Source organism: Geothrix fuzhouensis (assembly GCF_024609325.1).
GTDB classification, from domain to species: domain Bacteria; phylum Acidobacteriota; class Holophagae; order Holophagales; family Holophagaceae; genus Geothrix; species Geothrix fuzhouensis.
The window spans coordinates 1,508,991-1,535,195 of sequence record NZ_JANHMQ010000001.1 but is presented as its reverse complement, the minus strand read 5'-3'; the positions used below and the strand labels follow the sequence as shown (position 1 = coordinate 1,535,195).

Annotated in this window: 22 protein-coding genes; 8 read left to right on the top strand and 14 right to left on the bottom strand. The window is 66.9% G+C overall.

All coding sequences use genetic code 11. The annotated features are described in order from the left end of the window. Positions 1 to 6: 6 nt before the first annotated feature. The 3 genes from NOV74_RS06935 to NOV74_RS06925 form a co-directional block, all read right to left on the bottom strand. On the bottom strand, positions 7 to 405 hold the full coding sequence (locus NOV74_RS06935; RefSeq protein ID WP_257310457.1) for a phage holin family protein: 399 nt from the start codon (positions 403 to 405) through the stop codon (positions 7 to 9). Beyond that, on the bottom strand, positions 402 to 1,301 hold the full coding sequence (locus tag NOV74_RS06930) for a serine O-acetyltransferase (protein WP_257310455.1): 900 nt from the start codon (positions 1,299 to 1,301) through the stop codon (positions 402 to 404). The genes NOV74_RS06935 and NOV74_RS06930 overlap by 4 nt, the downstream gene beginning before the upstream one ends. Before the next feature lie 73 nt (positions 1,302 to 1,374). Further along, on the bottom strand, positions 1,375 to 2,433 hold the full coding sequence (locus tag NOV74_RS06925) for a bifunctional methionine sulfoxide reductase B/A protein (protein WP_257310453.1): 1,059 nt from the start codon (positions 2,431 to 2,433) through the stop codon (positions 1,375 to 1,377). A gap of 84 nt (positions 2,434 to 2,517) precedes the next feature. Here NOV74_RS06925 and NOV74_RS06920 point away from each other — a divergent pair, with 84 nt between their 5' ends. Further along, complete coding sequence (locus NOV74_RS06920; protein ID WP_257310452.1) at positions 2,518 to 3,171, top strand: hydroxyacylglutathione hydrolase family protein; 654 nt, start codon at positions 2,518 to 2,520, stop codon at positions 3,169 to 3,171. Positions 3,172 to 3,209: 38 nt separating this feature from the next. Then, positions 3,210 to 3,908, top strand: a complete 699-nt coding sequence (locus tag NOV74_RS06915; protein ID WP_371748421.1) for a nitroreductase — start codon at positions 3,210 to 3,212, stop codon at positions 3,906 to 3,908. A gap of 62 nt (positions 3,909 to 3,970) precedes the next feature. Here the strand turns inward: NOV74_RS06915 and NOV74_RS06910 are convergent, their stop codons facing one another. The 3 genes from NOV74_RS06910 to NOV74_RS06900 form a co-directional block, all read right to left on the bottom strand. Continuing rightward, positions 3,971 to 5,395: an NAD(P)(+) transhydrogenase (Re/Si-specific) subunit beta gene (locus NOV74_RS06910; protein WP_257310449.1), complete on the bottom strand. Its 1,425-nt coding sequence runs from the start codon at positions 5,393 to 5,395 to the stop codon at positions 3,971 to 3,973. Further along, the gene (locus tag NOV74_RS06905; protein ID WP_371748420.1) at positions 5,392 to 5,736 is read right to left on the bottom strand and encodes an NAD(P) transhydrogenase subunit alpha part 2; all 345 of its coding nucleotides are present in this window, start codon (positions 5,734 to 5,736) and stop codon (positions 5,392 to 5,394) included. Before NOV74_RS06905 ends, NOV74_RS06910 begins: the two co-directional genes overlap by 4 nt. 115 nt (positions 5,737 to 5,851) lie before the next feature. Beyond that, entirely contained in the window at positions 5,852 to 7,003 is a 1,152-nt protein-coding gene (locus NOV74_RS06900; RefSeq protein ID WP_257310447.1) for a Re/Si-specific NAD(P)(+) transhydrogenase subunit alpha, read from the bottom strand. 186 nt (positions 7,004 to 7,189) lie between these two features. Here NOV74_RS06900 and NOV74_RS06895 point away from each other — a divergent pair, with 186 nt between their 5' ends. Further along, a complete protein-coding gene (locus NOV74_RS06895; RefSeq protein ID WP_257310445.1) occupies positions 7,190 to 7,759 on the top strand; it encodes a hypothetical protein in 570 nt (189 codons plus the stop codon). Here NOV74_RS06895 and NOV74_RS06890 read toward each other — a convergent pair. The 5 genes from NOV74_RS06890 to NOV74_RS06870 form a co-directional block, all read right to left on the bottom strand. Continuing rightward, entirely contained in the window at positions 7,727 to 9,055 is a 1,329-nt protein-coding gene (locus NOV74_RS06890; RefSeq protein WP_257310444.1) for a protoporphyrinogen/coproporphyrinogen oxidase, read from the bottom strand. The two genes, NOV74_RS06895 and NOV74_RS06890, sit on opposite strands and share 33 nt — an antisense overlap. A 141-nt stretch (positions 9,056 to 9,196) precedes the next feature. After that, positions 9,197 to 10,504: a hypothetical protein gene (locus tag NOV74_RS06885; protein WP_257310442.1), complete on the bottom strand. Its 1,308-nt coding sequence runs from the start codon at positions 10,502 to 10,504 to the stop codon at positions 9,197 to 9,199. A 389-nt stretch (positions 10,505 to 10,893) separates the two neighbouring features. After that, positions 10,894 to 11,124: a hypothetical protein gene (locus NOV74_RS06880; RefSeq protein WP_257310441.1), complete on the bottom strand. Its 231-nt coding sequence runs from the start codon at positions 11,122 to 11,124 to the stop codon at positions 10,894 to 10,896. A 156-nt stretch (positions 11,125 to 11,280) separates the two neighbouring features. Further along, a complete protein-coding gene (locus tag NOV74_RS06875) occupies positions 11,281 to 12,696 on the bottom strand; it encodes a M16 family metallopeptidase (protein ID WP_257310439.1) in 1,416 nt (471 codons plus the stop codon). 10 nt (positions 12,697 to 12,706) lie between these two features. After that, positions 12,707 to 14,068 carry a M16 family metallopeptidase gene (locus NOV74_RS06870; RefSeq protein ID WP_257310438.1) on the bottom strand — a complete coding sequence of 454 codons (1,362 nt, stop codon included), beginning with the start codon at positions 14,066 to 14,068 and terminating at the stop codon, positions 12,707 to 12,709. 497 nt (positions 14,069 to 14,565) lie between these two features. Between NOV74_RS06870 and NOV74_RS06865 the strand changes: the two genes are divergently transcribed. Next, positions 14,566 to 14,883, top strand: coding sequence for an HU family DNA-binding protein (locus tag NOV74_RS06865; RefSeq protein ID WP_257310437.1), 318 nt, complete (start codon positions 14,566 to 14,568; stop codon positions 14,881 to 14,883). 67 nt (positions 14,884 to 14,950) lie between these two features. On the opposite strand, the gene NOV74_RS06860 is transcribed toward NOV74_RS06865, so the two are convergent. From NOV74_RS06860 to NOV74_RS06850, 3 genes are all read right to left on the bottom strand, one after another. Further along, positions 14,951 to 16,774 (bottom strand): ABC transporter ATP-binding protein, encoded by a 1,824-nt coding sequence (locus tag NOV74_RS06860; RefSeq protein ID WP_257310435.1) that lies wholly within the window; start codon positions 16,772 to 16,774, stop codon positions 14,951 to 14,953. A gap of 33 nt (positions 16,775 to 16,807) precedes the next feature. Then, entirely contained in the window at positions 16,808 to 18,475 is a 1,668-nt protein-coding gene (locus NOV74_RS06855) for a DUF748 domain-containing protein (RefSeq protein ID WP_257310433.1), read from the bottom strand. 313 nt (positions 18,476 to 18,788) lie between these two features. Next, complete coding sequence (locus NOV74_RS06850; protein ID WP_257310431.1) at positions 18,789 to 19,520, bottom strand: arylesterase; 732 nt, start codon at positions 19,518 to 19,520, stop codon at positions 18,789 to 18,791. A gap of 84 nt (positions 19,521 to 19,604) precedes the next feature. On the opposite strand from NOV74_RS06850, the gene NOV74_RS06845 reads away from it, so the two are divergent. From NOV74_RS06845 to NOV74_RS06830, 4 genes are read left to right on the top strand one after another with little or no spacing between them, the layout of a single operon-like run. Then, complete coding sequence (locus NOV74_RS06845; protein ID WP_257310427.1) at positions 19,605 to 20,276, top strand: ABC transporter ATP-binding protein; 672 nt, start codon at positions 19,605 to 19,607, stop codon at positions 20,274 to 20,276. Next, a complete protein-coding gene (locus NOV74_RS06840; RefSeq protein WP_257310426.1) occupies positions 20,273 to 22,843 on the top strand; it encodes an ABC transporter permease in 2,571 nt (856 codons plus the stop codon). The genes NOV74_RS06845 and NOV74_RS06840 overlap by 4 nt, the downstream gene beginning before the upstream one ends. 53 nt (positions 22,844 to 22,896) lie before the next feature. Next, positions 22,897 to 24,129, top strand: coding sequence for a hypothetical protein (locus tag NOV74_RS06835; RefSeq protein WP_257310424.1), 1,233 nt, complete (start codon positions 22,897 to 22,899; stop codon positions 24,127 to 24,129). After that, positions 24,056 to 26,173: a DNA topoisomerase 3 gene (locus NOV74_RS06830; RefSeq protein WP_257310569.1), complete on the top strand. Its 2,118-nt coding sequence runs from the start codon at positions 24,056 to 24,058 to the stop codon at positions 26,171 to 26,173. The genes NOV74_RS06835 and NOV74_RS06830 overlap by 74 nt, the downstream gene beginning before the upstream one ends. The last annotated feature ends 32 nt before the right edge of the window (positions 26,174 to 26,205 follow it).

Here is a 26,205-nt window from a genome sequence, read left to right as displayed (position 1 = left end):
AACCGGCTAGTTGATCACCTTGATGGTCGGCGGTGCCTGCGGCCGCTGGCGATCCTTGGGGATGAAGATGGCGCCGAGGACCGACGCGATGACGCTGCTCACCAGGGCGCCGAAGAACCCCGCCCAGAAGCCTGAGACTGTGAAACCGAGGCCAAGCCGTGAGGACAAGGCTCCGGCCAACCAGAACACCAGGCCATTGATGACGAGGCTGAAGCACCCGAAGGAGCAGGCCACGGGCACGAAGGCGATGAGCTTCAGGAGGCTGCCCACGGTGGTGTTCAGGGCGGCCAGGATCACGGCCACGATCAGCAGATCCAGAAAAGTGCCATGACCCAGGCCCGGCACGACGGCGCAGGCCACCAGCAGGCCGATGGCGGAGAACAGGAAACGCAGCAGGGTCGTCATGTGGGCATCCCGTCCTTCTCTTTGGCCTGGGTGATGACGCTGCCCGGGGGCACGCTGCGGGTCAGCCACACATTGCCGCCGATGGCCGAGCCTTGGCCGATGGTGATGCGGCCCAGCACCGTGGCATTGGAGTAGATGATGACGTCGTCCTCCACCACCGGGTGGCGGGGGACACCCTTGACGGGGTGCCCGTCCGCATCGAGGGGGAAGCTCTTCGCGCCCAGGGTGACGCCTTGATAGATCCGCACGTTGCGGCCGATGATGCAGGTCTCGCCGATGACGACGCCGGTGCCGTGGTCGATGAAGAACCGTTCGCCGATCTGGGCGCCGGGGTGGATGTCGATGCCCGTGAGGCTGTGGGCGTGTTCCGTGATCATGCGCGGCAGCAGGGGCACTCCCAGCTTGAGCAGCTCGTGCGCCAGGCGCTGGTTGGTGATGGCCAGCATGCCCGGGTAGGAGAACAACACCTCATCGGGGCTGGTGGCGGCGGGGTCACCCTCGAACCCCGCCAGGATGTCCGTGGCCAGCAGACGGCGCACCTCCGGCAGCCGCGCCAGGAAGGCCCGGGCCAGTTCAAGGGCCCGCTCACCACAGTCGCCGCACGCGGGATCCGCAGCCATCATCCCCCGCTGGATCTGGTCGCAAAGGCCGTGGAGGGTGCGGTCCATGCGGGCGCCCAGGTGGTAGCGGAGAGTCTCAGTATTCAGCTCCGAGGCGCCGAAGTAGCCCGGGAAGAGCAGGGCCCGCATCTCCTCCACCAGCGCGGCCAGCGCGGTGCGGGAGGGGAACTCGCGACAACCCAGGGGCATCTCCGTGAGGGCCGAGGAAGCCTCGGCCAAAGCCTCGACCACCGCATGGAGGTCGGGCCGGTTCTCCGGAGGTCGCTTGCCAGGCATGGGGACTCCAGGTTCCGCCCGGACCGGGGTGGTCCGGTGGGACAAGGATGCCATGTCCGTAGGCCGCGCGGAGCTAGTCCCGCACGTAATGGCAGGTGTAGCCGCCCGGGTGCTTGATCAGGTAGTCCTGGTGGTATTCCTCGGCCGTCCACCAGGGGCCGGCCGGCGTGATCTCGGTGACGATGGGGCGCTTCCACTTGCCGCTGGCGTCCACCTCGGCCTTCACCCGCTCGGCGGTCTGCCGCTGGGCCTCGCTGTGATAGAAGATCGCGCTGCGGTACGAGGAGCCCACATCGTTGCCCTGGCGATTGAGCGTGGTGGGGTCGTGCATGCGGAAGAAGAAGCGCAGCAGGGCCTCGAAGGTGGTCTTCGTGGGGTCGAAGCGGATCTGCACAGCTTCGGCATGGCCCTCGTGGTGCTCATAGGTGGCATTGGGGACGGTGCCGCCGGTGTAGCCCACTTCGATGGCGATGACGCCGGGCTGTTTGCGCAGCAGATCTTCCATGCCCCAGAAGCAGCCGCCGGCCAAAGTGGCAATCTCCTCCTTGGCGACAGGCGCGGTCTTGGCTACCCGACCGAACAGGGGCAGAAAGCGGCCCAGGCCCTCGCTCTCCAGCTGGTCTACGGGCACGAAGCGCAGAGAGGCCGAATTGATGCAGTAGCGCAGGCCGCCCTTGTCGCGCGGGCCGTCATCGAACACATGGCCCAGGTGGGAGTCTGCCCCCTTGGATCGCACTTCTGTGCGAAGCATGCCCAGGGTGGTGTCGCGCTTCTCCACCACTTCATCGGCCGCCAGGGGCTTGGTGAAGCTGGGCCAGCCACAACTCGAGTCGAACTTGTCCTTGGACGAGAAGAGCGGCTTGCCGCTCACCACGTCCACGTAGATCCCATCCCGGTGGTCGTTCCAGAACTCGTTCTGGAACGGCGGTTCTGTGGCGGCCTCCTGGGTGACGCGGTACTGCATGGGAGTGAGCTTCTTCTTGAGCACGTCGGAACTAGGCTTGTCGGGCGCGGTCACGTTCACCTCTCGATTGGGCGGGGTCGGGGCCTGTTCCTGGCGGGGGAAGGCCAGGGCAGCACCCGCCAGCGCCACCGCCGCGACAGCCACCAGCCAAATGCTCCTCTTCCGCATGGATCCTCCGAATGCGGATTGGATGCCGCCGGGGGCACCGGCGTTTCACCGGATGAGCGACAATGGCGTCCCAGGGGAGGTCCCATGCGGTTCATCTTCGAGCAGATCCGGGTCGGGGGCGATCGCAACTTCGGGTACCTCCTGGGGGACCGGGAGGCAGGTGTGGGCGTGCTCATCGACCCCTCCTTCACGCCGGAGGCCGTGGTGGAGCGGGCCCGTGTTCAGGGGCTGAAGATCACCCACATTCTCAACACCCACGGCCACGCGGACCATTCCAACGGCAATGAGGGTGCCAAGGCACTGACGGGGGCCCTGGTGGCCGGTGGCCCTGGCCACCCCGGAACCCTCGACCTCACGCTCAAGGACGGGGACCGCGTCCCCTTCGGGACCTACTCGATCCGTGCCTGGCATGTGCCTGGCCACTACCACGACCATCTGGCCTTCCTGGTGGAGGGCGAGGACGCGGGCTTCACCGGGGACCTCCTGTTCGTGGGCAAGGTCGGGGGTACCCAGAGCGAAGCCGATGGCCGCACCGAGTGGACCAGCCTCCAGCGCCTGCTGCGCGAGTGGCCGCCCCACACAACCCTCTGGCCCGGCCACGACTACGGGGCCCGACCCAGTTCCACGATTGAATGGGAACGGCGCTACAACCCCTTCCTGCTCTGCCCCGACGTGGAAGCCTTCCTCAAGGCCAAAGGCGAGTGGGCGGGGTTCAAGGCAAAGCACGGGCTGAAATGAACCTTTCCGAAAGGACCGACCTCGTGACCTCGTTTGAAATGCCCCCCGAGGCGCAGACCGCCGCAGTCGATGCCGCCATCACCAGCCGCCGGTCCATGCGCGCCTTCCTGCCCACGCCCGTGCCCCGGGCCGTGGTGGAGGACATCCTGCGGGTGGCGTCGCGGGCCCCATCGGGCACCAACATCCAACCCTGGCAGGTCCACGTGCTGACCGGCGCCGCGAAGCAGCGGCTCTCCGACCGCATCCTCGCCATCTACAAGGATCCCGCCGAGCTGGCGAAGCACGAACACGAGTACGAGTACTACCCGAAGGAATGGACCTCGCCCTACCTCGACCGCCGTCGCAAAGTGGGTTGGGACCTCTACGGGCTCCTCGGCATCGAGAAGGCGGACAAGGCCCGGATGCACGAGCAGCACGGCCGCAACTACCGATTCTTCGACGCCCCGGTGGGCCTGATCTTCAGCATCGACCGGATCATGCAGATGGGCAGCTGGCTGGACTACGGCATGTTCCTGGAAAACATCATGGTGGCAGCCCGGGCTCGGGGCCTGCACACCTGTCCCCAGGCCGCCTTCACCCAGTTCCACCGCGTCATCGCTGAGGAGCTGGCCTTCCGGCCTGAGCAGATGCTGGTCTGCGGCATGGCCCTGGGCTACGCCGATCCGGCGGCGGTGGAGAACAGCCTGGAGACCGAGCGCGCCCCGGTGTCGGAGTTCGCCCGGTTCCTCGAAGGCTAGAGCATCAGGGCGTGGGCCTGAGCGTGTCGAGCCGGCCCCTTGGGAGCAGACGCTCGCCACGGTCAGTGGCCGCTGTTATCCCCCGCGAGCTTCCGCGCCAGTTCTCCCACCACGCTCTTGGCGTCGCCGAAGAGCATGAAGGTCTTGTCGAGGAAGTAGAGCTCGTTGTCGATGCCGGCGAAGCCCGGGTTCTTCGAGCGCTTGATGGCGTAGACGGTCTTGGCCTTGTCGGCGTCGATGATGGGCATGCCGTAGATGGGGCTGGTCTTGTCCGCGCGGGCGGCGGGGTTCACCACGTCGTTGGCGCCGATGATCAGGGCCACATCCGCCTGGGGCAGGTCGCCGTTGATCTCATCCATCTCCACCAGGTCGGTGTAGGGGATCTCGGCCTCGGCCAGCAGCACGTTCATGTGGCCCGGCATGCGGCCCGCCACGGGATGGATGGCGAACTTCACGGTGACACCGCGCTTCTTCAGCAGGTCGTAGAGCTCGCGGACCTTGTGCTGGGCCTGGGCCACGGCCATGCCGTAGCCGGGCACGATGACCACCAGGCTCGCCTGCTCCATGACCTGGGCCGCGCTCTCCACGGTGTCGGACTTGTAGGCCTTCTGCTCGCCCCCCGCTGCCGACGTCTGGGCCTGCCCGAAGGCGCCGAACAGCACGTTGAAGAAGGAGCGGTTCATGGCCTTGCACATGATGATGGACAGGATCAGGCCCGAGCTGCCGTCCAGGGCGCCCGCCGTGATGAGCAGCTTGTTGTTGAGCACGAAGCCCATGGCCACGGCGGACAGGCCTGCGTAGGAGTTGAGGATGGAGATGACCGTCGGCATGTCCGCGCCGCCGATGGGGATGATCAGCAGCACGCCGAAGGCGAGGGACAGCAGGATGACACCGCCGAAGGCCCAAGGCGCCCAGGGGGCCAGCGGGTGCAGCACCAGCGCCACGCCCAGGGCCAGCGCCACGCCGAAGAGGGCGAGGTTGGTCAGGTTCTGCCCGGGGTAGGTCACGGGCCGCTGGGGGATCCACTTGACCTCCTGCAGCTTGCCCGCCGCCAGGAGCGAACCAGTGAAGGTGAGGAAGCCCAGCAGGATTTCCGCCACCAGGGCCACGACGATGAAGGTGGTCAGGGCCGCTTCGTTGCGCTGCCCGTAGTAGAGGAAGAACTTCGCCGTGCCCACCAGGCCCGCGGCGAGGCCGCCGAAGGCATGGGAGAGCGCGGTCCGCTGGGGCACCGCCGTGAGGGGCACCTGGGCCAGCGGGTAGCCCACCGCCGCGCCCACCGCGAAGGCGCCGAGGATCCACCAGTAGTGGGTGCCGCCGGTGGCCATCACGCCAGCCAGGGTGCCCGCCACCGCCAGGAGCATGGCCGCCACGCCGGAGAACACGCCCTTGCGGGCCGTCTCGGGATCGCTCATCCAGCGCAGCGACAGGATGAAGAGGGCGGTGGAGACGAGATACAGGAGCTGGACGAGGGTTTCGGCGCTCACTTGGCACCTCCACCGATCGCACGCGGTGCGTGCTCCGGCTCGCCTTTGCTCGCCGAGGTGGAGCCTCCTCCTTCCCGCTTCTTGAACATCTTCAGCATGCGGTCGGTGATGAGGAAGCCACTGACGATGTTCGTGGTGGAACAGAAAATGGCCACCAGGCCCAGGGCGGTGATGTAGCCCGGGTAGTCCTTCCCGGCCGACACGATGAGGGCGCCCACCACCGCGATGGCGGAGATGGCGTTGGTGAGGCTCATGAGCGGCGTATGCAGCAGCCGCGACACGCGCTGGATGACCATCACGCCGATGAAGGTGGCCAGCATGAAGACGAACAGGGCGCCCATGTAGTCGAGCTGCCCGTGCCCGCCGCCGGCCGCGGGGGCCGGGTGGGCCCCGTGGCTTGGTGGAGTCTCAGTGTGTTCCATCAGCATCATCACGCCGTGCCTCCGTATCCGTGGATCAGCCCTGCAGCGCCTTCAGGGTGGGCCCGTGGACCACCTTCCCCTCGTGGGTCACGGCGCAGCCCTTGAGGATGTCGTCGGCCCAGTCGAGGTTGAAACGCTTGGCCTCCTTGTCCCAGAAGGCCGTCATGAAGTTCAGCAGGTTGCGCGAGAAGAGCATGCTGGCGTGGGTGGGCACCGTCGCCGGCAGGTTGAGGGGGGCGACGATCTTCACGCCGTCCACCACCACGGTCTCGCCCAGCTTCGACAGCGTGCAGTTGCCGCCACCGTCGGCGCCGAGGTCGATGATCACCGCGCCGGGCTTCATGCTCTTCACGATGGCCTCGTCGAGCAGCTTGGGTGCGAAAACCCCGCCGATGAGCGCCGTGGTGATGACCACGTCCACCTGGGCGCAGTGGTCTGCCAGCATCTTGGCCTGCAGCGCCTTGTCCTCCGCCGACAGCTCCGCGGCGTAGCCGCCGCTGGCGGAGGCAGCCTGCTTCAGCTCCACGCCGATGTATTTCCCGCCCACGGATTCGATCTGCTCCTTCACTTCGGGCCGTACGTCCGTGGCCGTGACGCTGGCGCCGAGCCGCTTGGCGGTGGCGATGGCCTGCAGGCCCGCCACCCCCGCGCCGAGGACGAAGACCTTGGCGGGCAGGGTTGTCCCCGCGGCGGTCATGAACATGGGGTAGTACTTCGGCAGTTCCAGGGCGCCCAGCAGCGCGCCCTTGTAGCCCACGATGTTGGCCTGGCTGGAGAGGGTGTCCATGCTCTGGGCGCGGGTGGTGCGCGGGATGCAGTCCGTGGAGAAGGTCGTGAGGTTCCGGGCCGCCATCCGCTGCACCGCATCGAGGTTCCGCGTGGGGAAGAGGGAGGCCAGCAGCAGCGCCCCCGAAGGGATGAGGTCCACTTCGTGGGTGCCATCGGGCCGGGCCTGGGGGGCATTCACCTTCAGCACGAACTCCGCTCCGCCCAGGAGCGAATTCGCGTCCGGGACGACCGTGGCGCCCGCATCCCGGTACGCCTGATCCAGAAAATGGGCGGCGACGCCCGCCCTGGCCTCGACCGCCACCTCGATGCCGAGGGCGACCAGCTTCTTGCAGGATTCCGGGTCCAGCGCGACGCGGGTTTCGTTCGCCCTGATCTCCCTGGGAACGGCAATCTTCATGGGGGGCCTCTGGATTGAAAAACGCGAGATGGCCCAAACGTTACCATTGATTGTCGCAAGTAGCTTTATGATGTTTTTTTACGACCACCTGATCCGCGAAGCTGTCCACGCCACCCGATGGTTTCCGAGGGGTTTCCGACGGAAGGCCCGCAGGGTGGTCCAATGGGGTTGGAGGCAGCGGCGGGGATGGACCACGGCTGGGGAGCAGGGTGGTGGGGGCAGGGACCGGCGCTGGCCTACCTGGCGGGCATGGCCGCGGCCCTCTGGCTGCTGAACCAGGCCAAGCGGTCCTTCTGGCTCTTCTCCCTGCTGGTGTTGCCCGGGACCTTCTGTCACGAGCTCTGCCACTGGACCTTTGGCCACCTGCTCAACGGTCGCCCCGTCCACTTCACGGTCCTGCCGAGGCGTGAAGGTCGTGGCCTGGTGCTCGGGGCCGTCACCCTCTCCAACCTCCGCTGGTACAACGCCTTCTTTATCGGCCTGGCGCCGCTGGTGCTGCTGCCCGCGGCCTACGCCCTCCTCTTGTGGCGTCTGGGCGGCAAGCCGACCTTGGGCTGGCCCGAGGCGGCCATGGTGTTCCTCCTGGCGAACCTTGTCTTCGGCTCCGTGCCTTCCTGGCAGGACCTGAAGGTTGCCGCCCGCTCTCCCGTGGGCTGGCTGCTGTTGGCGGGTGGACTGGCCTGGGGATGGATGCGATTGGGAAAGACGCCCGCCCCGGTACCTTCAGGAAGGTCGCCCAGCCATCAGAAGGCCTGAGGCCGATTCCGCCCAGGCCGCGATGCCCTCGGCCAGATCGGGGATTCCCGGGCCGAACCGCGCGGCGCCGATCCAGTGGAGGCCCGGTGGGAGGGCCGCCTCCACGCGCGCCATCCGGGCGCCATGACCCGGCTCCAGCAGCGGGAAGGCGCCCGGGCAAGCCTCCTCCCGCACCTGCACCGCCTCCCCCAGCTCCGGCAGCCAGCGGCGGAGCTCGCGGAAGACACCAGACCAGGCGTCCAGCGCGGACTCCACTGGATAGGCCCCACCCACGTAGGTCCGCAGCTGGAGCAGGCCCGGTACGCCACGGGGATCGCCCCCTGAGAAGGATGCAGCCCCCAGGAGACCCCGGCCCTCTGGCGGATGGATGAGCAGGCCGATCCCCCGTTCCCAGCCGGGCACCATGGCATGCCGGCTGTGCCACACGCGGAGATCCAGGCGGGGGATGGCCTCCAGGATCTGGCTTGCCTCAGGTGCCAGCGGTCGCAGCAGCTCCGCCGTCACCTGGGTCGGGAGGGCCAGCACCACGGCCCCCGCCTCGCGGGCGGGCCCCTTCCCGTGGACCCGCCACCGGCCCTCTGGCAGAGGCTCCAGGGCCCGGGCGGGGCGATCCGTGAACAGGCACCCGAGCCGGCCCGCGAGCGTGCGAGCCAGGGCACCGGTGCCGCCGGCGGGCAGGCGGGTGCGTTCAGGGCCTGCCCGCAGACCGCCGAGGAGCAGGCCTCCCCGGGCCTCCAGGCGCTTCAGGCGCGGCAGCGCCTCCAGGCCGAGGCGCTCCGGCGGTGCCGCGAGGACGCCCGCCACCAGGGCCGGCAGCAGCTCCCGGGCGAAGGCTTCCCCCAGGCGCCGGGCGAAGAACACGTGAAGGTTCTCATCCGGCCCCGATCCCGCCGGGATGAAAGGTTCCGCCAGCAGCCGCAGCTTCCCGCCGATCCCGAGCCCAGGCGCGCACAGCAGCCCCGTCAGCGTCACCGGGCTGGGCTGCCGCCGACCGGCCTTGCCCAGCCAGCGGGGGCCCTTCGGTGGCGAGGGGCGCAGCTCGAGGGTCAGCTCGTGCAGCAGGCGATCCAGGGCGCCGCCCCGGCCCACCCGAAGCCCCTGGGGGCCCCGTTCCAGGTAGCCCACTTCGCCCGCCGGGCCTGGCCAGGGCAGCGTCTGTGCCCAGCCGCCCGGGGCACCGGAAGCTTCCCATACTTCAACCTCGCAGCCGCGCCGGTGCAAATGCCAGGCCGCGAGAAGGCCGGAGAGGCCGCCTCCCAGGACGATGATGCGCGCGCTGCTCGTGTTCCCGTCCACACCACCTCGTGGCCCGCCCGCCATCGCCCCACCACGGGAACCTGGGCATCGCCAGTCCGACTATATCGAGGGCCCGCGCCGATCCGTTTCAAAACGGGGGAAGGGATCGGCGCGGGCCAGGGCCATCGTGGTCACGTGAACTCATCCACGTTCCTTGTCTTTGTTCGGATCGGGCTTCGGCCTGGGGTCGGGAGCTGGCCTGGGTCTGGACTTGTCCTTCTCGGTTGGATGGGGCGCGGGCTCCGGACGGCGTTCTAGGCTGGGCCGCTCGCCAGTCGGTGGCTGAGGTCTGGGAGCCGGCTGCGGCTCAGGACGCAGAGGCCTCCGATCAGGTTCTGGGAGGGGATGCGGCACGGGTGCCGGAGGGCGTTCCGGCGATGGCCGCACGGGCGGTTCCTCCTTGGGCTTGGGCAGCGGTCGGGGTTTCCGATCGGGTTCCGGAAGCGGACGCGGCGCGGGGGCCGGGTGGCGATCAGGCAGGGGCTGCACGGGAGGCTCTTCCTTGGGCCTGGGGACCGGATGGGGAGCGGGTTCCCGGATGGGTTCAGGGGGCCGCGGGGTGGGAGCTGGTGCTGGAATGGGGCGCCCAGGGGGCGTCTCCTTGGGCCGCGCTTTCGGCTCGGGGGTGGGGCTGGCAGGCCTCGCCCCAGGGGCCGGGCCCTTCACGGGCGGCGGCAAGGTCCTCGGCGTGGCCTTCAGGACGGCTTCCGGCACTTGGCCACCGGGGGCCTTGGCCGGCACGACATTTCTGGGCGAGAAATCGGCGGGTCTCACGGTCGCGGCCACGGGGGGTTTGCCGCGGTTGACCGAGGCCAGGAGCTCCCGGTTCCTGCTGGCAGCTTCATGCTGCCGGGTCTGCTCCGCGGTGGGCTGCACGTGTTGTTCGCTGGCCCAGGTCCGTTCCCGCTCGGTGGGGGCGGCGTTCACGCCTCCGGTGCCGCCGTTGTAGGCGGTGTAGGTGTTGTTATTGACGATCACGGTCTTGTTGTAGACGTTGGTGATGGTGGAGGTGTTTACATTGGTGACGGCCCGGTTGTAGTAGTAGCGCTGGCCTTCCCAGTAGCCGCCTTCAAAGCCTTCGCCACCGTAGCCATGGCCATAGTTGATGCCGCCGTAGAAACCCACGTGGGGTCCCCAATAACCGCGGTGGAACACGAAGTATTCGCCTTCCCAGCCCCAGTAGCCGGGGGTCCAGAGCAAGCCCACCCGGGGAATGCGGACCCAGGTACCTGGCACCCAGTAGTAGCCGTCATCGCCCCAGGCCCAGTACCCGGGCGTCCAGGCGTAATCCGGTTCGGGGATCATGGGCTGTTCGTAGACGGGAATCGGCGGGGGCCCGATGGTGATCTGGATGCTGATCTGCGCCACCAGGGCGGAAGGCGCGGCCAGGGCCAGCAGGATCCAGGTGATCCGGGAATCGAAGCGAAGGGCAAGCCGATGGTCGAGCATGGTGTGATCCTCCATAAAGCGTTCAATCGCGAGAAGCACGTCGCAACCGGGGAGACCTCTTTTCCCCCCGCTCCGACCCTGTGGTGAAGAGCACGGAAGGCACGACCTCCGAGTGCCAAGGGGCCTCCGTGGAGGTTGCTATGCATCTTCCGAGCCGTCGATCTAACGACAATTATTTAGATCAGTTAGTGCTCTTGTCCGCAGACGAGGCCGCAGGCCGATCCATCAAGTTGGAGGTGGGATCTCCCTCAATTTGAATGAGGAGAAAGCTCCTCTGCCTGCCCTGGAACACGAATTCTGGGAGACCTGACCCTCCGGCGCGTGGCGCTGCCGCCCGAGCTGCGATCAGGCGTCGCTGGACTGATCCAATGGGCGGGCCTTCGCGGTCGTCACAGCCACCACAGGAGCAGGCCCACCGGTAGGCAGAACAGCCACCCACAGCCCTTGAGCCCGAAGGTGGTGCGGTTGTAGACGCGGTTGTAGGCGGCCTTGCGCGGGTTGGTGAGCCAACCCCAGCCCCGGGGGGCCTTCAGACCGAGATCCTGACGTACCCACCGCGCCGGACTGCTGCGGGCGGCCAGGCGCTTCTTGAGAGACGGAATGCGGAGGCCGATTTTCATGAAATCTCCAGGGACACAGGGTGAGGCTTCTCGTTGGACAAAGGGTGTCGAAATCCACCCTTTCCCACAGCCAGTGGTCTGGACAGCATCAGGGCCCGGTCGCCCGGGCCCTGATCACATTCCGTGTGGCTGGGTGGAGCCGACAGGCCACTTCCCTCAGTTCTTCTGGATCTGGACGGGGCCGAACTGTTCGAGTTCAGCCTTCGCTTTCGTCCCATCGCCGACGACAACGATGGTCTGGTCCTTGGAGGCGAAGTAGGTTCGGCCGATGCGCCGAACCTCCTCCGCCTTCACCGCGTTCACTTTGGGGATGAACTCAGACAGGGCCTCGGGTTTCTGGCCATTCACCCAGTACGTCGCAAGGGTTCCGGTCAGGGCCCGGAGCATCTGGTTCTGGAACAGGTAGGTTCCCCCCATGTAGCGCTTCGCGCTCTGGAGTTCGGTTTCGCCGACGGTGGTCGTGCCCATGCGATCCATCTCGTAGAAGATCTCCATGAGGCTCGCGGCGGTGACTTCGGTCCGTACATCCGCCCGCACCATGTAGCTTCCGCCCGCCTGCCAGCCGGCGGCGCGGGCTCCGGGTGAATAGGTATAGCCCTTGTCCTCCCGGATGTTCTTCACGATCCGGCTGCCGAAGGAGCCGCCCAGGATGACGTTGGCCAATTGCATGGGGATGTAGTCGGGGTGGGTGGCCGACACGGTAGGGCGACCCACCCGCAGGGTGGATTGCACCGAACCGGGGCGGGGGATCAACAGGAACTGATGAGGGGCACTCGTGGGGGCCGCCGCCAGGGGTTGCAGCACTTCACCCGTGGCCTTCCAATCCCCGAAGGCCGCCGAGATCAGCTTGAGGGTGGCGGGCTCCTGGAAATCTCCGGAGATCACCAGCAGCGCCTGGTTCGGCTGGAATCGGGAGGCGTGGAGGGCCCGGAGCATCTCGGGCGTGGTGGCCTTGACCACGTCCGGGGTGATCGAAGCGAAGTGGTAGGGATGCGTCCCGAAGACGGCCGCCTGGAAGGCTCGGTTGGCCTTGAAGGCGGGTTGGGCCTCCTGGGCCAGCAGGCTCTGCAGGGTGTTGGCCTTGGCGAGCTCGACTTCCTTCTCGGGGAAACTCGGGTGCCGGGTGACATCGCCCAGGAGATGGATGAGGATTGGAAGGCCGTTGCTCAGGCTGGTTCCGTAGACGAACACCGCATCAGCACTGGCGAAGGCGCTGAGCTCGCCACCGATCGTCTGGAGTTCTTCGGCGAGCTGCTTGGAGGTCCGCGTGGTGGTCCCTTCATTCAGCAGGCCCGCCATGAGGTTGGCGAGCCCCTGCCGATCGGCAGGATCATGCGCCGTGCCGCCCCGGACCGCCAGGTAGGTGGTGACTTTGGGGAAACCCGGGCGGTTCACGAGCCAGACGGTGAGGCCATTCGGGAGGGTCCGCTGGGCAATGCTGAGTGGAGGAATGGGCCGGTCAGCGCCATAGGGCGGCAGGTCCTTGGGGAGCGGCGTCTCAGTGGCACCGGCCGCAAGGGCGAGTGCGCTGGTGGTCAGCAGCAGGGTGAGGGCGTGGCGGGTCAGGGTCATGTCCGGCTCCTCAGTTCTTCGCCGCGGCGGTGTGATAATCGATGACGGTGCGATTGGGATGGGTCAGGTAGGTGGTGGCGACCCGCTTGAGGTCCTCCACGGTCACCCCTTCGATGAGCCCGGGGATCTCGTTGAGCTGGGCGGCGTTGCCCCAGAGGGCCTGGGCCTTGGCCAGAGCGTCGGCACGGGACATGGGGATCTCCAGGCCCGCATAGAAATCGGCGAGCATCTTGGTCTTGGTGCGTTCCAGCTCCGCGGGCGGGACGCCCTGGCTCGCCACGGCGGCGATGATCTCGTCGATGGCGGCCAGCACCTTGTCCGCATCCGCGTTGGGCTTGTAGAGGGAGAACAGGCTGAACAGCGTCTGGCCGTCGTAGTCCCAGGCGCCCCCCAGGGGGAAGTTGAGGCCGCCGCTCGCGTTCAGCAGCAGTTCTTTGCCCTTCACCAGGCCGAGGTAGATCCGGGAGGCATCGCCACCGATCAGCAGCTCGGACAGGACTGCGGCCGGAGCGTGGTCTTTGCTTCCCCGGGCGGGCATCTTCCAGCCCACCGCCACCGCCGGCACCCGGGCCAGGGCATCCGTCCTGACCTGACGGATCTCGGTCGTGTTCAGGGGCTCCTTGAGGTCGGGCAAGGCCGGCTTGGGCTTGCCGGGAATGCCGCCGAAATACTTTTCGACCAGGGCGAACACCTCGGCGGGCTTGACGTCGCCGGCGATGCCCAGCACGGCATTGCTGGGGGTGTAGTAGGTGCTGTGGAAGGCCTGGACATCCTTCAGGTCCGCATGGTCCAGATCCTCGAACGAGCCATAGCCGTCATGGTTGTTCTCCCACCGGGAGTACGCGGCTCCGGGCAGATCCAGCCAGAAGGTGCCATAGGGCTGGTTCTTGACGTTGACCCGGATCTCCTCCTTCACCACCTCTTGCTGGTTCTTCAGGTTCTGGGGAGAGAAATCCAGGGCCTTGAGGCGATCGGCCTCCAGCCAGAGGATGGGCTCCAGGGCCGAGATCGGGGCGGACTCGATGTAGTTGGTGAAGTCGTAGCGGGTGGACCCGTTGTTGAGGCCACCGCCGCCCTGGATGACCCGGTCGAACACGCCCTTGGGGGCCACGGGTGTGCCTTGGAACATCATGTGTTCGAAGAGGTGGGCGAAGCCGGTGCGCCCCTTGGGCTCAAGCCGCATCCCCACGCGATAGACCACGCTGACCCCCACGGTCGGCAGCGCGTGGTCTTCGGAGACCACGATGGTCAGGCCATTGGGCAGGGTCTTCACTTCAATGGGCAGGCGCCAGGTTGGGCGCTGGGCCGGGGCTGTCGGGCCAGCCACCAGGGCGGACCCCAGGGTGAAAATGGTCCAGAACCTTAATCGCATTGAGAGCTCCTGAGAAAGAAACGAGGTGGTCCCCGTTTAGAAGATGCATGGGTATGGTTCCCTACCACCCTACCGGAATCCCGGCGACTGGGCATCCGGACGCGCGGATTGGGACCAAGAAAGAATCAGTAGAATTCGGATTAGATACGGAGCCCTGCAGCCGCTGGTTAGTCCACTCAGACCCTCGGACGGTCGCTACGGCTGGGCCTCCAGACAGGCCCGAGGCTTGCTCCAAAGGCCGGTAAATCCCATATGATTCGGTTCTTTTGGCCATTTTGGCGGGACCAGGCCAGGGGCTTTGCGAGTAGGTATCAGCCCGCGGACCGCGGGTCCCTGCCACAGGTTCGACGCCCAGAATGCCCGGGCCAAGGGCCGAAGAAAGGGAGCGCCAAGAAAAGAAGAAAAACGATCAGTACTTGAAGGGCTGCGAATTTGAGGCATTATCCAAGTGCAAATCACCTGGCGCCCGATGGCGCTTTCATACAGGAGGCCAGTCCATGGCCGAGAACCTCACCAAAGCTGAACTCGTCGAAGCCGTCGCCAAGACTGCCGACATCACCAAGGCCGCCGCGGCTTCCGCCATCGGCTGCTTCCTTGCTTCCATCGCCGGCCACGTTGGCAAGGGCGGGAAGGTCACGTTGGTCGGCTTCGGCACCTTCAGCCAGAAGACCCGCAAGGCGCGCACGGGGCGCAACCCCCAGACCGGCGCCCCCATCAAGATCGCGGCTTCAAAGTCGATGAGCTTCAAGGCCTCCAAGGCTGCCAAGGCCGGGAAGCCCAAGGCTGCCCCCAAGAAGGCCGCCAAGAAGAAGTAAGCGGTTTTCGTAGTCAAAGAAGGGGCCTGAGGCCCCTTCTTTTTTTGGAGTCATGGGAGAGCAGGGCCTAGGCTCGTCCAGCCTGGGGATTCGGGGCGGTGAAATCCTCGCCGGGATTGATGAACTGATCCATCTCCACGCCCTGCTGGCGGTCGTGAAGCTGCTTGTAGCGGCCCTTCATGGCGAGCAGTTCCCGATGCGTGCCCCGTTCCACAATCTCGCCGTTTTCCACCACGAGGATCTGATCGGCGCTTTCGATGGTGCTGAGCCGGTGGGCGATGACGAACGTGGTTCGGCCCGTCCGGAGCTTGTGGAGGCCATCCCGGATGAGCGCTTCGCTCTCGCTGTCGAGGCTGGAGGTGGCTTCGTCAAGCAGGAGGATGCGGGGATCCGCGAGGATGGCACGCGCGATGGCCACCCGCTGGCGTTGGCCACCCGAAAGCTTGACGCCGCGCTCCCCGACGATCGTGTCGTAGCCGAGTTCGAAGCGATCCACGAATTCATGGACATGGGCGATGCGGCCGACGGCTTCGATCTCCGCGGGCGTCGCACCGGGTTTGGCGAAGCCGATGTTATCGGCCACGGTGCCATCGAAAAGGAAGTTGTCCTGCATGACGACACCCAGTTTGGCCCGGTACTCCCGGAGCCTCAGGGACTCGATGTTCTTCCCATCCACGAGGAGCTGGCCCTGCTGCGGATGATTGAACGCCATGACGAGGGAGATGATCGTGCTCTTGCCGGAACCGCTGGAGCCTACCAGGGCGACCGTGCTGCCCGCGGGCACGTCGAAGGAGATGCCTTTCAGCACGGGCGCCCCTTCCTCGTAGGAGAAGTGCACGTCCCTGAAAGATACGGTGCCTTCCAGGGAGGGTAGCGGTTCGCGGCCGGCATCCTCCTGGTCCTCGGTGGGCATGTCGAGGATCTCCCGGATGCGGTCCAGGCCCGCGAAGGCCTCGCTCACCTGGGTTCCAATATTCGCGATTTGGACCACCGGGGCCGCCATCATGCCCACGAAGAACGTGTACATGATCAGATCTCCCAAGGTCATGCTCCCTGCAAGGATCGCCCGGCCGCCGATGATCATGATCAGGACGCCCAGAGCCCCGACGATGGCGGTGCCGAAGGCTGTGATGGCGCTGGTTCCGGTGAGGGTCCCGGCGATGTTCTTGAAGAGCCGTTCAGTGCCTTCCGCGAAGATTCGGCGCTCACGGTCCTCCGCCACATAGACCTTCAGGATGCGGATGCCGCCCACCGATTCCGTCAGGCGCCCGGTGATGTCCGCCGTGATCTCACTGCGCTTCCGGAACAGCGGCCGCAGCCTCCGGAAGGCCAGGGCCATGGCCCCGCCGAAGACGGCCAGGAAGATGACCGTGGCCAGGGTGAGCCTCCAGTTCAGCCAGAACAGCACGGCCAGGGAGATCGCGGCCGTGAGCACGCCACCCACCAGCTGGATGATGCCGGTGCCCACCAGGTTGCGGACCCCTTCGGCGTCGTTCATGACCCGGGCGATCACGACCCCGCTCTTGGTGCTGTCGAAGTAGCGGATGGGCAGGCGGAGGATGTGATCCTGGACTCGCTGCCGCATGGCCATGATGGCCCGCTGGGCCGCCACGCTCACGACCTGCGAGTTGGCGTAGCTGGTGATGGCCTGCAGCAGCGTGGCCACACCGGCGCCCAGCGCGATGGGCATGAGGAGGTGCCCGTTGTGCTTCCCGATGACCTCGTCGATCAGGTATTTCGTGCTGGCGGGCAGCACAAGGCCAGCCAGGCGGCTGATGAGCATGAGGACCAGGCCCAGGGCCAGGGAGCCCTGGTGCTGCCGCAGGAGGGCCCTGGCTTCCCGCCAGGCGCGGGCCGTGTCCACCTTGGGTTTCGTGTTGCGGTCAGTCATGGGGGCCACCTAGAGCCTCCAGGATGGACTCCTTTAGTGAGAAACGGGCTTGGGCGCAGGAGGTGGAGGAGGAGGCACCGTCTTGGGATCGGGCTGGAAGCCGGGCAGGATCGCATGCGCGAGACCGTTGGCGATCAGCTTGCGGATGACTTCCCACTCGTTGGCCTGGGGGCCGCCCGTGGCGCCGGAGATGCGGATCACCGTGGCCACTTCCTTGGATTCACGATTCTTCAACAGGTTGGCAAGAAATTGCAGGACATGCAGTTTCACCCGCTTGCCATAGGGTTTCCCCTGGTCCTTCTGCCGATCGTAGATTTTCAGGTTCTTGACCAGGGGCTTGATGTAGCCTTCGACCTGGCCGTTCTTGACCTTGATCTCGGTGTAGACCGAGATCAGGCCTTCAGCTACGTCGAGGCCCAGGTGGGCCTTCAGCAGGCCATTGAGGGCCGGCAGCTTGGCCTCCTCGACCTGGAGACGCAGGTCGAAATCCACCGGCTTGGCGGTCGAGCGGATCTTGCCACTGAGCGAGGCCTGGCCGCTGCCCATGAAGGCGCCCTGGGCATGGAACAGGGAGGTCTCCAACCCGATTTGATTGCTCAGGTGTTCCAGGTTGAGGTTCAGACTTGAAATGAACACCTGGTAGGGCGGCGTGGCCCCCAGGTTTTCGACACCGAGCTGGCTGTTTCTCAGTTTCAGCGAATCCACTTCCAGCCACAGCTTAGGGGCATTGCGCACCCGCTCGGCCAGCTTGATGACCTGCTCGGCATGCTCCTTTTCGATCGATTTGGTGGCCCGGCTGGTGACGTAGTTCACGTGCAGATGATCGAAGACGACCTCGGCGACATGAACCTTATGGGCCTCGGGTGTGTATTCCACCGAACCCTGCAGGGATAAGAGTCCACCCTTGGTTTTCACCTGGTAGCTCTGCGCCAGGGGACTCAGGCGATCCAGGGGGACTTGCTCCAGATGAAGCTCGCCCCGGGCAGCCGCGTACGGTTCCCGCAGAAAATCCGCCGCCCCTTTGAACCAGACCTTCCCCGTGTCGAACAGGACGCCCTCCATGGTCACCGGGGAAGGAAAGGTGCTCTTCGACACGGCGATGTTGCGCACATTGGTCGTGACCATGTGGATCCTGGTGATCTGGATCGGCTTGTCGGTTGCACCTCTGGACCGGTAGAGCACGGAACCGTCCTGGACCTGCACCTGGTCGAGCTTGAACGGGAAGATGGATTCCACGGCCTTCTGCCACCCCCGCCCCTTCAAACCCACGTGGCTGCGGACCTCCTCCTCGATCTGAGCGAGGTCGATGTGCAGGGCGGGGCGCACAAGGGTCAGATTTCCAGCCACCTTGAACCGGAGCAGGTCTGGAATCAGTAACGAGAACTTCAGGGCGCCAAAATCAGCCACCGGTGGATCGGGGTGGGTGGTCTGTCTGAGCACCAGATCGTCCAGATCAAAGGCGAAGCGCCAAAGGTGAGGACGGACCCGTCCGATCTTGACGGTGTACCCCTTCAGGTTCGCATTCATGGTTCGTTCGGCCCAGCGCTGCATGGGTCTCGCGAGCAGGACATCCATGCAGCCCAGCCCGATCAAGGCGAGCGCGGCTAAGCCGAGCAGGAGGCTCTTGCCACGGTGGGCCCGGGCCAGGCGGAACAGTCGGGCCCACCGGCCCGGCGGTGGAGGAGGAGCGGGGGCAGACAACGAGCCTCCCGCAAGGGGCTCATCGGAGGTGCCACAGGGGGTGTTGGTAGTCACGATTCCTGAGGGGTGGAAGGTTGCGATTCCAGGTGAGGACCTCAGTCAGTCTGGTCTTTGAGAGAAGCGCTTCGAGGAATTTGCAGGTGAGGGGCTTTGGCCCCCAAGCCAAACAGAGGGAAGCATTGATGACACCAAAAGGTATATTGTTTGTTTATAAATGTTTAAGTTGGTTCATTGGAGAATGGATTTGACCAGCCGATCAAAATGAACAAACGCTTCAATCAAAACAGGCGAAGGCCAGGAGTCCTTTGCGCAATCAGCGAGCCGCTCCTTCGGGAGCCTGCCGCTCTGGGGTGGCGCGGAGCGTCTGATCCAGGGCCATCCAGACATGGTCCGCCACGATGCGGGCCCCTTCGGCGGTGGGATGGATGCCATCGGGTTGGTTCAACCGGGGATTCATGGCGACACCCTCGAGGAGGAATGGGAGCAGGGGCACCCGGTAGGCCTTGGCCAGGCGGGGGAAGATCCCGGCGAAGGCGGTCCGATAGTCTGTGCCGTAGTTCTCCGGGAGTTGGACGCCGGCGAGCACCACCCGCGTTCCCTCCTTCCTGGCGCGCTCCAGGATGATCCGCAGGTTCCGTTCGGTTTCCGCCACCGGGATGCCACGCAACCCATCGTTGGCCCCCAGGCAGACAAACAGCACATCCACCTTCTGCTGGTAGATCCAATCCAAGCGAGCGACCCCGCCCGCCGTGGTGTCGCCGCTGACACCGGCGTTCACGACTTTCCAGGGCCGCCCCTCGGCTCGCAGCCGCGCGTCGATGAGCGCGGGGAAGGCCTGTTCTTTCGCTAATCCAAGGCCAGCGGTGAGGCTATCGCCCAGAAACACCAGGGTGCCCTGGGTCGGCTCTGACGCAGGTGCAAGCGCAGGCTCAGGTGCAGCGGAAGGCGCCGCGGTGGAACTGGGGCCTTGGGCATTCCGGTTGCAGGCGCTGGCCAAGGCGAGCATTGCGGTCAAAAGAACGGCGGAGGGGCAGGCCTTTCTCATGCCTGCAGGATGGCAGGAGTCAGAGCGCCCGTGCACCGGGCGGAATCCGGGCGCAGGCGGCTAGTCTGATGGCCAGGGGGCCGCATGATCTCCATCCGCTCGGTGTCGAAGACGTTCCTGTCCCCCTCCGGCGAACGGCTGCGCGTCTTGCAGGACGTCAGTCTGGAGATTCCCGCCGGGACGTCGGTCGCCATCCAGGGGCCCAGCGGCAGCGGCAAGAGCACGCTGCTCGGCCTCATGGCGGGCCTGGATCAGCCCACCTCCGGGGAAGTGGTCGTGAACGAGCAGGTCATCACCGGCCTCAGCGAATTGGCCCTGTCGCGTTTCCGGGCGCAAAACCTCGGCTTCGTCTTCCAGGCCTACCATTTGCTGCCCCATTTCTCTGCCTTGCAGAACGTGATCATCGCCGCGGAAATCGCGGGCCTGGCCGGGGCCGAAGCGAAGGCCCTGGACGCGCTCGCCCGGGTGGGCCTGCAGGACCGGGCCGAGCACCTGCCGGCGCAGCTCAGCGGGGGCGAATGCCAGCGCGTGGCCCTGGCGCGGGCCATCGTCGCGCGGCCTCCCATCCTTCTGTGCGACGAACCGACCGGCTCCCTGGATCCCGTGAATGCGGACCGTGTCTTCGCATTGCTCCTGGAGCTGCAACGCGACCTCGGGGCGACCCTGGTGCTGGTGACCCACGATGCGCACCTGGCGGGTCGCCTGGGGCTCCACATCGCCCTGGAACGGGGCCGGATCGTGGCGGGCGTGGCATGAGGTTCGCGCTTCGCATGGCCCTGCGGGAGGGGTCCCGCCAGAAGGGCCGCCTCCTGGTCATCGCCCTCTGCCTGGCTGTCGGTTTCGCAGCTTTTTTTGCGACCTACGGATTCAGCGCCCGGGTGCTCAGCGGCATTCGAGCCGAGTCCAGGTCCCTGCTCGGGGCGGACTTCTCCATCTCGTCCACCGGCGCCTTCCCGGACGAGGTGCTTCACAAAACGGTGGACCTGCCGGGCATCCAGGGTCACAGCCTGGTCTACGACCTGGTGAGCATGGCGCACACGGGGGAGGGGGCGGCGACCCTCAGCCGCCTGGTGGAAGTGCGGGCGGTGGATGCGTCTTATCCCTTGGTCGGAAGGCTGGAGCTCCAGGCCGCTGGCCAGAGCGCCAACGCGAAGGTCGGCGGCTCCGGAGCCGTCTTCGTGGAGCGGGGTCTGGCGGACGCCTGGGGCCTCCAGCCCCGCGCCCAGCCGACCCTGGCCGCCCGGTCGGCCCTGTCCGTCGGGGATGGTACGCTGCCGGTGGGTGGGGTCATCATTCTGGATGAAAGCCGTCAGGCCAGTGCGTTCACCCTGGGGCCCAGGATCCTGATCGATCGCGCGGACGCCGAACGCCTCGGCCTCCTGACACAGCGCTCGCGCTTCACGGGGCGCCTGCTCCTGACCTTGTCCCCTGGGGCCGATGCCGCCCGGGTTCGCAAGGAGCTGCAGGCGCTCGTGCGGACCGCCAGCCCGCGGTTGCGCCTGCGCAGCCATGAGGAAGCGGCCACCGCCCTCGCCCGGCCCATCCGGAACCTGAATCGTTTCGTCCAGCAACTGGGCCTCGCCACCCTGCTGCTGGCCATGCTGGGCGCCTGGGCGATCCTCACGGCCTTCCTGGAGGCGCGCGCCCGGGACGCGGCCATCCTCCGCTGCCTGGGGGCCGCGCCCATGGAGCCCGCCCGGGTCTACGGGCTGCTGACGATGCTGCTCCTGGCCGTCGCCCTGGCCCTGGGCCTGGCGGCGGGGCTGGGGGTGGCGGCCACGATCCCCCGCTGGCTGGGCGACCTGCTGCCGGCCGTGATCCGCCAGGGCACCGCCGCCGCGCCGCCCCTGCTGGAGACGGCCTTGGCGGTGGCCATGATCGCGCTCCTGACCCTGCCGCCCCTTGTGCGGTTGGGGGACGTGAAACCCCTCACGCTGCTGCGGGAAGGCGCGGACCTGCATGGGGGGCGGGTCTGGCTCAGCCGGGCCTGTGCCGGTCTGGCGTTCCTGCTGGCGGTGCTGCTCATCGTCCGCAATGCCCCCAGCCCGGCGGTCGGTCTCGGCACCGCGTTGGGAATGGCCGTGCTGTTCCTTCTGCTCTTTGGCGCGGCGCGACTGCTGCTGCGGATCTACCGCCGCACGGCCAAGGCGATGCCGCTTTCGCTGCGCCTGGCCTTCGGCCAGCTGGGGGCCCGCCGGGGCCTGACGGCGCTGATGATGGCGGTGATGGGTCTGGCCGTCTTCCTGACGACCGCCACTCAGTTCATCAAGGACGACATCGTCGCCCCCCTCGCGTCGCAACAGGGAGCCGGGACTCGGCCGAATCTGTTCTTCATGGACGTCCAGTCCTCCCAGCGCGATCAGGTCGTCGCTCGGCTGAAAGCCGAGACCGGGCGAGAGCCCATGGAGGCGCCCATCGTGCGGGCCCGGCTCGCCGCCATCGCCGGGAAGCCCGTGCGCGAGGCCGGGACCAAGGGGCGGGACGAGGCCCCCGAGGAGCCGCGTGGGGAGGGGTTTCGCAACCGCGAGCAGAACCTCACGTGGCGGGACCGGCCCGGTGCCTCCGAGACGGTGGTCGCCGGACGCTTCTGGGCGCCGGGCCTTGCGCAGGCGGACGAGCTTTCGCTGGAACAGGGCTTCGCCGATTCCATCGGCGCCAAGCTCGGCGATGTGCTGACCTTCGATGTGTCGGGCAACGCCGTGACGGGCAGGGTCACCAGCCTGCGCAAGGTCATGTGGCAGAGCTTCCAGCCCAACTTCTTCATCGTCATGCATCCCTCCCTGCTGCGGGGCGCCCCGGCGGTCCACCTGTTGGCGACCGAGGCCGACCCGTCGGCCAAGGCGCGCATCCAGGCGGCCATGGCCAGGGACTTCCCGAATGTCACCCTGATCGATGTGACGGATGTCGTCGCGAAGGTGGGACGGGTGCTGGACATCATCGCCATCATCACCCGCGCCCTGGCGGCCCTGATGCTGGCATCCGCCCTGCTGGTGCTGGTCGCCAGCCTCATCGCCGGTCGCCTGGGGCGGCAGAAGGATCTGGCGATGCTGCGCACCATGGGCGCCTCCCACGGCACCCTGCTGCGCAGCCTGGCCTGGGAATTCCTCGTCCTCGGAGGCAGTTCCGCGCTCCTGGCCACCCTTCTGGCCTGGGGCCTGGCCAGGGTCTACACCAGCCGCGTGCTGGAGTTGCCGACCCATCCGGGCATCGGTCTGGGCATTCTCCTGATGGTGGCGTCGGCGGCCTTGACGCTGGTGGTGGGCGTGGCCGGGAACTTCCGGGTGCTTCGTGCCAAGCCCATGGAGGTGCTGCGGGGGGAGTGAACGATCCGCGCACCAAACCGGGTACAGTCCAAGCACAGGGAGGCTGGACGGAGATGGCGCTTTCGGAGTGGGCCGCGGACTACGTGAACCTGGTGCTGGCGGTGGGTCGCCACGACCCCGATTTTGTGGACGCCTATTACGGGCCGAAGGCCTGGAAGGCCACCGCGGAGGCCGGGGCCCCGCCCCCCCTCGCCGAGCTGCAGGCCGAGGCTGCGAGGATTCTGGCCGGCGTCACGGCTGCGGAGACGCAGGCCGATGAGGCCTTGCGCGGGGACTACCTGCTCGGGCAGCTTAGGGCCGTGGCGGCGCACCTGGCCCGCCTGGAGGGCCACCGCTTCAGCTTCGATGACGAAGCCGAAGCCCTCTACCAGGTCCGCCCACCCCAGCTGCCCGAGGCCACCTTCGAAGCGGCCCTCGCCCGGTTGGATCGCCTGCTCGCCGGCAGCGGCTCCGTGCAGGAGCGCTACCAGAAGGCCCGCGCGGGCATCCTGGTGCCCACTGAGCGCGTCGATGCAGTCTTCCAGGCGGCCATCGCCGAGGCCCGCGAGCGCACCCGCCGGCACGCGCTACTGCCGGGCTCCGACCACTTCCGCGTGGAGTACGTCACCGGCAAGTCCTGGTCCGCCTACAACTGGTACCAGGGCGGGGGCACGTCGGTGATCCAGGTGAACCTGGACCTGCCCATCGCCATGGACCGGGCCCTGGACCTGGCCGCCCACGAAGGCTACCCGGGTCATCACGTCTACAACGCCCTGTTGGAGCAGCGGTTCGCGCAAGCCGCGCCGGAGGGCCGGGGCTGGGTGGAATTCACGATCTATCCCCTGTTCTCGCCCCAGTCCCTCATCGCCGAAGGCACCGCCAACTTCGGCATCGAGGTCGCCTTCCCCGGCGAGGAACGGCTGGCTTTCGAGCGCGACGTGCTCTTCCCTTTGGCGGGTCTCGATCCCTCGGAAGCCGAGCGCTGGTCACGAGTGCAGGCCGAGCTGAAGGTGCTGGCCTTCGCCGACAACGAGGCCGCCCGCGGCTACCTGGATGGCCACCTCGACCGGGCCCAGGCCGAGGCCTTCCTGGTGCGCTATTCCCTGCGCACCGAGGCCCAGGCCGCCCAGCGCCTCCGGTTCATTGACACCTACCGCAGCTACGTCATCAACTACAACCTGGGTGAGCAGCTGGTCCGGACCTGGGTGGAGCGGCAGGGGGGAACGGTCGCGGATCCGGCTCGGCGGTGGGCGGTCTTCCTCGACCTCATCTCCAGCCCACGCCTGCCCAGGGCCTTGGGCCTCTAGAACGAGAACTACCCATCTACAATGGGAAGCGCTCCTGGGAGTCATCCTGCGTCTGATCATCGCCGAGAAACCAAGCATGGGCCGCGCCCTGGCGGAAGCCCTGGGCCTGCCCGGGCGGGGGCGGAGCCTCATCGAGGGGAACGGGCTGGTGGTGACGTGGTGCGTGGGGCACCTGGTGGAGGCTCTGAATCCCGAAGGGTACGATCCCGCTTGGAAGGCCTGGCGCTGGGACCGGCTGCCCATCTTTCCTGAGCCATTCCGCTACGCGCCCATCGCGCAGACGAAGGAGCAGTTCGACGTGGTGGCGAAGCTTCTCAACCGGGCGGACATCACCGAGGTCGTGAATGCCACGGACGCCGGGCGGGAAGGGGAACTGATCTTCGATCTCGTCTATCGCCTGGCAGGCTGCGCCAAGCCCGTCCAGCGCTTCTGGACTTCCAGCCTTACCCCGGAAGCAATTCAGGCGGCCTACGCCGTCATGAAACCCGGCGAGGCCTACAGTGGCCTTCGGGATGCGGCCCGCAGCCGCCAGGAGGCGGATTGGCTGGTGGGCATCAATGCCACCCGCGCTCAGACCCTGCGCATGCGCCGTGCGGGGGCGGAAGATGGCGTGTGGAGCGTCGGGCGGGTCCAGACGCCGACCCTGGCCCTGCTGGTGCGTCGGGAACTGGAGATCCGCGACTTCAAACCCCAGCCTTTCTGGACGCTCCGGGCCCGGTTCACCCACCCCAACGGGGAGTACGAGGGCCGCTGGTTCAAGGAGCAGGACGGGCAGGTCCAAGAGCGCTTCGCCACCGAGGCGGACGTCCAAGCGCTGGCGGCGACCTTGGCAGGCAAGCCCGGGAAGATCCGGAGCGCCACGGGCCGCACCGAAAAGAAGAAACCCGAGCTGCTCTATGACCTCACGGCCCTCCAAAAAGAAGCCAACAAGCGCTTCGGCTTCACCGCCGAAGCCACGCTGGGCCTGGCGCAGAACCTGTACGAAAAGCAGCTCATCTCCTATCCCCGCACCAACAGTCGCCACCTCACCGAGGCCGATGCCCTGAAGGCGCCCCAGTGGATCAAGGCCCTGGCCCAGGGCCAGCTCACGGAGCTGCAGCCCTTCCTCGACCAGCTCCGGAAGCGCTGGCCCGTGAAGCTGGACAAGCGCTTCGTCAATGACAAGGAAGTGGAGGATCACGCGGCGCTGGTGCCCACCGAGAAGCCCGCCCGGGGCCTCGCGGGCGACGAACTGCGCATCTACGACCTCATCGCCCGGCGCCTCCTGGGAGCCTATTTCCCGGACCGGGTGGAGGCCAAGACCACCGTCATCACCGAGGTCGAGGGCGAGACCTTCAAGACCAACGGCACCGTCGTGAAGGAGGAGGGCTGGTCCGCCGTGGATCCGCCCCATCGCCGCAAAAAGACGGAAAAGGCGGTTGATCCCGCCGAGGTGGACGAGGACGCCGAGGAGGACAGCGAGGGTGGCCTTCCCGTGGTGAAGAAGGGGGACGCTGTCGAAGTCAGCTCCCTGCATCCCAAGGAAGGCAAGACCACCCCGCCCAAGCGGATGAGCGAAGGCGACCTCCTGTCCGCCATGCAGGGCGCCGGTCGGGAACTGGATGATGAAGCCTTGCGCGGGGCCATGAAGGACTGCGGCCTCGGCACCCCCGCGACCCGGGCCAACATGATCGAAACCCTCATCAAGCGCACGTACATCGAACGCAAACGCAACGTCCTGCTGCCCACCGACAAGGGCATCCGGCTCATCCAGGGCCTCCCGGCCGAAGCTCTGTGCAGCGCGGAGCTGACCGGCAGTTGGGAGGCCCGCCTGGAACGCATGCGGCGTGGCGAGGAGACCCGCGCCGCCTTCATGGCTGACATCCGTGGCTTCGTGGCCGGCGTGGTGACTGAACTCGAGGAGGCTCCCGCCCCCAAGGCCCACGGGGCCCCTTGTCCCACCTGCGGCCAGCCCATGCGGATCATCCCTAGCACCCGGCGCGGGGAGTTCTTTCATCGCTGTCTTTCCTGCAACATCGTGGAACCGGTGGCGAAGCCCCACTGATGCCCGTTTCGTGTCCAATCATCAAAAATTCA